Origin of the sequence: Bradyrhizobium sp. (genome assembly GCF_017881085.1) — a bacterium.
GTDB lineage: Bacteria > Pseudomonadota > Alphaproteobacteria > Rhizobiales > Xanthobacteraceae > Bradyrhizobium.
The window spans coordinates 1-7,858 of record NZ_JADGRI010000263.1 but is presented as its reverse complement, the minus strand read 5'-3'; the positions used below and the strand labels follow the sequence as shown (position 1 = coordinate 7,858).

The following is a 7,858-nucleotide window of genomic DNA, read 5'->3' as shown; positions in this document are numbered from 1 at the left end:
TTCGAACGCATGCGGATCATGAAGGTCTCGTAGGAGTACTCCGCGACCTGCCACCAGAGATTCTCGTCGTTGCGGAACTCCATCTGCGAATCCAGGATCTTCTTGAAGTCCGGGTTGGCCGCGGAGGTCTCGGCATTGACCTCGTTCGAGGCTTTAAGGCAGGCTTCCATGATCGCCTGGCTGAACGGACGTAGCTGGGTCCCGGCCGCCACCAGGCGCTTCAGCGCCTGCGGATTGCGCGCGTCATATCGCGCCTGAACGTCCATGTTGGCGTAGCCGCAGGCGATCGTCAGCAACGACTTATAAGCCTTCGGCAGGGCGTCCCACTTGTCGGAATTGATGAAGAAATGCAGCGCCGTGCCGCCTTCCCACCAGCCGGGATAGTAGTAGTACTTGGCGATCTTGTAGAAGCCGAGCTTCTCATCGTCATAAGGACCGACCCACTCGGTTGCGTCGATGGTGCCCTTTTCCAGGGCCGGATAGATGTCGCCGCCGGCGATCTGCTGCGGAATGGTGCCGAGCTTGGACAGCGTCTTGCCGGCCCATCCGCCGATCCGCATCTTCAGGCCATTGAGGTCGTCGACGGTGTTGATCTCCTTGCGGAACCAGCCGCCCATCTGGGTGCCGGTATTACCACCCGAGATGGCGTAGGTCTTGTTCTTCCTGGCAAACTCGTTGAGCATGTCCTGGCCGCCGTGATCCTGGAACCAGGCGTTCTGCTGGCGCGAATTCAGCCCGAACGGCACCGAGGCGAACAGCGCGTAGGTCGGGTCCTTGCCAATAAAATAGTAGGCGGCGGTGTGACACATTTCGACGGTGGCGTTGGACACCGCGTCCAGCACCTGCAAGCCGGGAACGATTTCGCCGGCGGCAAACGGCTGGATCTGGAATTTGTTGTCGGTGGCTTCGGCGACATATTTCGAGATTGTCTCCGCCGCGCTGAAGGGCACGTCGAGCGACTTCGGCCAGCTCGTGGTGCAGCGCCATTTCAGCTCGGGCATCGACTGCGCGATGGCCGGTGCGGCAACGGTGCTTGACGCGGCGAGGCCGACGCCTGCGGTTTTCAGGAATTCACGACGTTTCATGGCATATCCCCCCTTTTGGATTTTTGCTTTGAAATCGCCAGCCCATGGCGATCATTCGCGGCGCCGCCTTGTCGGCGATCGTGTCATCTTTCGGCCGAGAATATCAGAGGTCGATGCTTCCGGATAGCCGTCGAAGGCCCGCGCGGCCCGGCTCCGGTGTGGCGCAGCCGCGCACCCCCTCAAGCCATGGTCGCGCCGATCCAGTCCGACAGCGTATCCACGATCTCGGTCATGACTTCGCCGTCGTTCCTCCCCGAGCGCGCCAGCACGTGGAAGGAATGATCGGCCTCCGCGACCGGGTGCAGCGACGCCGATGCGCCAAGCCGCTTCACCACCGGTTCGAGCAATTTCAGCTCGGCCAGTTTGTCGCGGGTGCCCTGGATGAAGAGCATGGGGATACGGACCTCGCCGAGATGCGTGGCCCGCGCGTCGGAAGGCTTGCCCGCCGGATGCAAGGGAAAGCCCAGGAAGGCAAGCCCGCGGACGCCGGCCAGCGGCGCGATGGCCTGCGCCTGCGACGTCATGCGGCCGCCGAATGATTTGCCGCCGGCAAAGAGCGCGACCCCCGGGCAGCAGCGCGCGGCCTCCGCGACGGCAGCGCGCACCGCAGCATGGGCGAGCGGCGGCGCATCCGGCCGCTTGCTGTGCTTTTCCATGTAGGGAAACTGGTAGCGCAGCGTTGCGATACCGCGGCCGCACAGACCGGCCGCGGCCCGCTCCATGAATTCATGGGTCATGCCTGCGCCGGCGCCGTGGGCAAAAACAAAGCAGCCCTGCGCGCCTGCCGGCCGCAGCAGCAGCGCGGAGACCGGGTCCGCGCCATCGACCTTCAGTTCGAGATGTTGCGGGCTGACGACGGTCATGGTGGCCTATTCTGATCGCAGGCCGGCGTTCACCGCAAGAACGAAATCCCGGGTTTATTTGCCGGTAAACCTCAAGATCCAAAGTCCCTGATTCTTGTCGGTCACGTAGATAAGGCCGCGCGTATCGACCAGCACGTCCTCGCTTTGCGCGACCAGTTTGCCCTTGGGAAATACGCCGTAACGGTGCGTCGGATCCGGCGGCAGGAAATACCCTACCTCGCGCGGCGCGGCCGGCGTGCTGGTGTCGTAGATCCGCAAGCCCGCGTTGCTGTGCGCCGCCTTCGCAGCAATCATCCGATCCAGATTCTGCGAGCGAACAGCGCCGTGCCCATGAACAGGGACGCGCTGAAAAGTCCAATCACCCCCAGCAAGAGCCACCTCACCCGCAGTCCGACACCAGCCAACACGACGAACAGCGGAAATGAAACAAGATTGAATCGGCTCATCGAGACGAAGCCCGCCGGCCCACCGCTGAGCGTCAGATAAGGCAACAACAGCGTACCCACGGCGAACAGCGTCCAGGAGAAGCGCAGCCGGGACCAGCCGACGACAATCAGGACTATGAACAGCAGGGTGAGCCAGCTGCCCTGCCCCCATGGATTCCAGTCATTCAGGATCATCCGGGTAAAGGGTTCAAGTTTGAGCGCGGCGACCAGTCTTGTAGCCAGCGTGGTACCCTGATGGAAAGCCGCCTGCCCCTCGGAGAATACAAAGGGATCACCGAATAAGCACCAGAGGTAGATCATGAACAGCCACAAGCCCGATGTCGCGATAAGGACGCATGGTATCAGGGCGGGAAAAAGCGGCTTCTGATCCCGGTTGAGCCACATCTCCCAGAGAAGGACCGGCAACAAGACGATGCCCGCCGATCGATCGGCAACTGCCAGACCTGCAAACAGGGCTGCCGGCAAGTACTGTTGTCGCTTCACGGCAAGAAAGAACGAAGCGGTCAGGAGCAATTCCAGGGGTTCGGTATACCCGGCCGACAGCAGGACCGAAGCCGGAAAAAAGCTGAGCAATGCCGTCGCGGCGAGAGCGAGTTGATCACCGAACTCCTCGCGAACCAGCTTGAAAAGAACGACGACGGCCAGCAATCCCGCAACGTTCGATACCAGCAGCAGTGCATCCGAAGGCGCGAGGCCGCTGATCGTGGCGAGGCCCCGTGCGAGCATCGGATACAACGGATAGAACACGATATTCTGGGGAATAGTCGGATCGCCGTTATACTGATATCCCGCTGTTGCGATCCTGAAATACCATTCTGAGTCCCATTGCAGCAGCTGGTGGTACCAGAGCGGTCCGGCAGACCAGACATCGGTCGCGATCGGCATGTATTTTTGCGAGAAGACCAGTCCGAGCGCGACCACCAGCCGCGAACACAGGAATATCAGGATGGCCCAAAAATAGGGAAGCCAGGAATGATCTTTGCAGTGGGGATACCGCATCTCCATGTCCATGCCGCGGTAGCCTATCCTACTCTTACCGAAAAAACATCGATCGATTCCACCTATGCGCGGCGCGTGCTGTCGTGCGTTGACTTGAATCAAGATGAGCCGGCCAGCGGGTTGGTTTGCCGGACGGCCGCCGCGTTCATGTCCGTGCCGAAATTCCGGCGGTGACAGCTTCGGAATTGGGCGCGGTCCTACGCCGCCCTGGTGCCGGCCTTGCGCGGCACCAGGCGCTCGCTCGCAAGCGCGGCCTGCGCGCTCGAAGCTCCCGCCTCGTGATACTCCGCATCCTCGTTGACTTGCCAGATGTCGTAGATGCGCTCGCCCGCCATGATGTTCCGCGCCGTCAGCATGGCGGTCATCATGGCGTGATCCTGGTTGTTGTACTTGTGCATTCCGTTGCGCCCGATCATATGCAGGCTCGGATAGCTTTGCTCGAGGTCGCGCCGGATCATCGCCATGTGCTCGCGATAGGCGTCGTCATATACCGGATAGGCCTTCGGCTGGCGCACCACGCAACCGTCGACCACGTCGGAGGCGGAGGCCAGACCGACCTTGGCGACCTCGTGTTTGGCCAGCGCGATCAGCTCCTGGTCGGACATCGCCCACAGGCCGTCGTCCTCGAAGCAGAAATATTCCAGCCCGAGACAGGACATGCCGGGCGGCACCATTTCGGGCGACCATGAGGTGAAATTCTGAACGCGACCGACCTTCACGCTGGGATCATGGATGTAGATCCAGTTGTCGGCGAACACGTCCGGCTTGTCGAACATCAGCGCGACGGTGAGAAAATCGCGGTAGCGCAGCGCGCGCGCGTGCAGCAGCGAGATCGGCTTCGGCGTGAGCTTCTGCACCAATTCGCGCACCGGCGCCGAACTCACGACGTGGCGCGCCGTATAGGTTTCGCGTCCGCCGTCAGCGGTCGCAACCCCGATACGCCAGATCTTCTGGACGTCATCATAAGCGAGTTCGGCCAGTTCCCGGCCCATCAGGATTCGTCCGCCGCGCTCCACGGTCTTGGCCGCCGCGGCTTCCCACATCATGCCGGGGCCCTTGCGCGGATACTGGAACGTCTCGATCAGCGTCTTGACGACACCGTCGCCGGCCGCATCGGCTTTCGGCTTGCGCCGGAACGAGCGCGTCAGCGCGTTCATGACGGCGACCCGAAGATCCAGCCCCTTGATGCGCTGCGCCGCCCAATCGGCGGAGATTTCGTCGCACGACATGCCCCACACCTTTTCGGTGTAGGTCTTGAAGAATATCTGAAACAGGCGTTCGCCGAACCGATTGCGCACCCAGTCATGAAAGCTGCGCGGCGAGGCGACCGGAAAGACCTTGGCATAGGCATAGGACAGCATGCAGACGGCGCTGGTGAAAATCCCGAGGTTGCGCAGCGCCTGGAACGCGCTGAGCGGATAGGAATAGAATTTCCCGCCGTAATAGATGCGCGACAGCCGCTGCCGGGTGATGAAATCATCCGGCAGGATCTCCTGCCAGAGATCGACGACTTCCTTCGCCTTGGAGAAGAACCGGTGGCCGCCGATGTCGAACAGGAAATTGCCGTGCCGCACGGTGCGGCTGATGCCGCCGACGTAATGCGGGTCCTTCTCGATCACGATGACCGACGGCGTTTCCTTGGTCAGGCAGTAAGCGGTGGTAAGGCCGGCGGGTCCGGCGCCGATCACGAAAATCTCTGCATCAACGGTCATGCGCGGCGTGATCCCTTGGGTTCCCGCCGCATTTGCGCAGAGCTTCGTTAATGTTGGACTTATCGCCGCGCGCAGAAACGCCGCCGTTGCAGCGTTAATGAAACGTCAACGGCCGCGCGGCACCGCTTGCGCCGCGCATGGCTCAGCCGGCATGCGCTTCGGCCAGGATCGCCACCTCTTTCGTCCCGTACGACAGATAGGTCAGGCGCCAATGGCGCTTTTCGGAGATTTCCTGCAGTGCCTTGAAGCCGCCGGTTCGCCACTCGGGAAACCCGAAAAAATCGTCAAAATGAATAACGAGCCCCTGTTCCACATAGTCGGCGCAGAATTCCAGAACGTCGACCGTCGCGGCGTAGGTGTCGCAGTCGACATGCACCAACAGCGGGGTTTCAGAGCCTGGGTTTTGCGCTTTCCAACGCGGCGCCGAGTCAGCAAACCAGCCCTTCACCAAACTGACATTGGGCCGGACCTTCGGCAGCCTGCCGCCGAGATCGAAGGTCCTTTCGGGAGCCATGCCGCTCCACTGTTCCTGCAGGCCTTCGAAACTATCAAATCCGACGAAATTCAGCTCGGGAGCCTTCCGGGCCTGGTAGTTAATCATTCCACCCTTGAAGACCCCGAACTCCAGTACAAGTTTGCGGGCAGGAAACCTTCGCCTCGCCTCCTTGATCGAAAGCGACAGGCCGTCGAATCGATCCAGAAAGGAGTACGCGCCTTTCATGTTTTCCTTGGCGTAGTTAAAGGAATCCACGACGGCATCGCGGCGCATCAGCATCGGGACGGACTCGGGCAGCGTCCTCTCAGCGACATAGCGCGCAAACGAAGCAACCACGTTGGAAAACCAGACCTCCGCTCGAGTGCCTATCCGCGTCATATTTGGTTTACCTTCAGCATTGTCCCGGGAAACAAACCGTAGCCGATCACGGGGCCGACCAGCCGCCCGGAGCAAATGAATTGGGATCGAATCGCTTTCATCTTCTGCTCAGGCCTGCGCAATATACACCTTAATTTCCGTATTCTAATGCGGCCCATCGGCGAGCCGGGCAATGATCGCATAGGACCAACGGCTGCCCTGAACATCGGCGATGTTTGCGCAAAACGCGATTGAATGAAATCGCCGGGCCGTTTCACGCCCCACGCATTGCAATGAGCGTGTCTCTCCCCTAAATAGCACGGAAGCCAGCTCCGCGCGGCTTCAGCCCAGCCCTAAATTCCCACGTGAAGCGTCGCAATTTGATGGCCCGCTTTCGAGCGGCCGCAACTTTCTTTAAGGCTCCCGCAAATATGATTCGTCTCGACAATGTCAGCAAGCAAATCGGTCACCAGATTCTCTTCATCGAAGCCTCCGCGGCGCTGCAGAAGGGCGAGAAGGTCGGCCTCGTCGGTCCCAACGGGGCCGGCAAGACCACGCTGTTCCGGATGATCACCGGACAGGAACTCCCCGACGAGGGCCAGGTGGCGGTCGATCGCGGCGTCACGACAGGCTATTTCAGCCAGGACGTCGGCGAGATGGCCGGCCGCAGCGCGGTGGCCGAGGTGATGGATGGTGCCGGTCCGGTCAGCGCGGTGGCCGGCGAATTGAAGGAGCTGGAAGCCGCCATGGCGGATCCGGCGCGCGCGGACGACATGGACGACATCATCGCGCGCTATGGCGAGGTGCAGGCGCGCTTCGAGGAGCTCGACGGCTACGCGCTGGAAGGCCGGGCGCGCGAGGTGCTAGCCGGCCTCTCCTTCAGCCAGGAGATGATGGACGGCGACGTCGGCGCGCTGTCGGGCGGCTGGAAGATGCGCGTGGCACTGGCGCGTATTCTGCTGATGCGTCCCGACGCCATGCTGTTGGACGAGCCAAGCAACCATCTCGACCTCGAGAGCCTGATCTGGCTGGAGCAGTTCCTCAGAGGTTACGAGGGCGCGTTGTTGATGACCTCGCATGATCGCGAGTTCATGAACCGCATCATCGACAAGGTGGTGGAGATCGACGGCGGTCAGCTGACGACCTATTCGGGCAATTACGAGTTCTACGAGGCGCAACGCGCGCTGAACGAGAAGCAGCAGCAGGCGCAGTTCGAGCGTCAGCAGGCGATGCTCGCCAAAGAGATAAAATTCATCGAGCGCTTCAAGGCGCGCGCTTCGCACGCCGCCCAGGTGCAGAGCCGGGTCAAGAAGCTGGAGAAGATCGAGCGGGTGGAGCCACCCAAGCGCCGCCAGACCGTTTCGTTCGATTTCCCGCCTGCGCCGCGTTCGGGCGAAGACGTGGTGAGCCTGAAGAAGGTGCAGAAGGCCTATGGCAATCGCAGCATCTATGACGGGCTCGACTTCATGGTGCGGCGCCGGGAACGCTGGTGCGTGATGGGCGTCAACGGCGCAGGAAAATCCACGCTATTGAAACTGGTGGCGGGCTCGACTTCGCCTGACGACGGCACGGTGGCGCTCGGCGGCAGCGTGAAGATGGGCTACTTCGCGCAGCACGCCATGGATCTGCTCGACGGCGAGCGCACCGTGTTCCAGTCGCTGGAAGATTCCTTCCCGCAGGCCGGACAGGGCTCGCTGCGCGCGCTGGCCGGCTGCTTCGGCTTCTCCGGCGACGACGTGGAAAAGAAATGCCGGGTTCTGTCGGGCGGCGAGAAGGCGCGGCTGGTGATGGCCAAGATGCTGTACGACCCGCCGAACTTGCTGGTGCTGGACGAGCCGACCAACCATCTGGACATGGCGACCAAGGAGATGCTCATCGCCGCGCTGTCGGAGTATGAGGG

7 protein-coding genes are annotated in these 7,858 nt (G+C 61.7%); 1 reads left to right on the top strand and 6 read right to left on the bottom strand.

Annotated elements, in window-relative coordinates; all coding sequences use genetic code 11:
- The 6 genes from QZ213_RS21190 to QZ213_RS21165 all read right to left on the bottom strand — a co-directional run.
- Positions 1–1,085: TRAP transporter substrate-binding protein (locus QZ213_RS21190; RefSeq protein ID WP_291688052.1), on the bottom strand; the 1,085-nt coding region annotated here is incomplete at its 3' end.
- A gap of 179 nt (positions 1,086–1,264) precedes the next feature.
- Complete coding sequence (locus QZ213_RS21185; RefSeq protein ID WP_291688051.1) at positions 1,265–1,948, bottom strand: alpha/beta family hydrolase; 684 nt, start codon at positions 1,946–1,948, stop codon at positions 1,265–1,267.
- Positions 1,949–2,002: 54 nt separating this feature from the next.
- Positions 2,003–2,242: a hypothetical protein gene (locus QZ213_RS21180; RefSeq protein WP_291688050.1), complete on the bottom strand. Its 240-nt coding sequence runs from the start codon at positions 2,240–2,242 to the stop codon at positions 2,003–2,005.
- Positions 2,239–3,405 carry a mannosyltransferase family protein gene (locus QZ213_RS21175; RefSeq protein ID WP_291688049.1) on the bottom strand — a complete coding sequence of 389 codons (1,167 nt, stop codon included), beginning with the start codon at positions 3,403–3,405 and terminating at the stop codon, positions 2,239–2,241. The genes QZ213_RS21180 and QZ213_RS21175 overlap by 4 nt, the downstream gene beginning before the upstream one ends.
- 185 nt (positions 3,406–3,590) lie before the next feature.
- Positions 3,591–5,105 (bottom strand): NAD(P)/FAD-dependent oxidoreductase, encoded by a 1,515-nt coding sequence (locus tag QZ213_RS21170; protein WP_291688048.1) that lies wholly within the window; start codon positions 5,103–5,105, stop codon positions 3,591–3,593.
- Positions 5,106–5,247: 142 nt separating this feature from the next.
- Positions 5,248–5,979 carry a class I SAM-dependent methyltransferase gene (locus QZ213_RS21165; protein WP_291688047.1) on the bottom strand — a complete coding sequence of 244 codons (732 nt, stop codon included), beginning with the start codon at positions 5,977–5,979 and terminating at the stop codon, positions 5,248–5,250.
- A 410-nt stretch (positions 5,980–6,389) separates the two neighbouring features.
- On the opposite strand from QZ213_RS21165, the gene QZ213_RS21160 reads away from it, so the two are divergent.
- Positions 6,390–7,858: ABC-F family ATP-binding cassette domain-containing protein (locus tag QZ213_RS21160; protein WP_291688046.1), on the top strand; the 1,469-nt coding region annotated here is incomplete at its 3' end.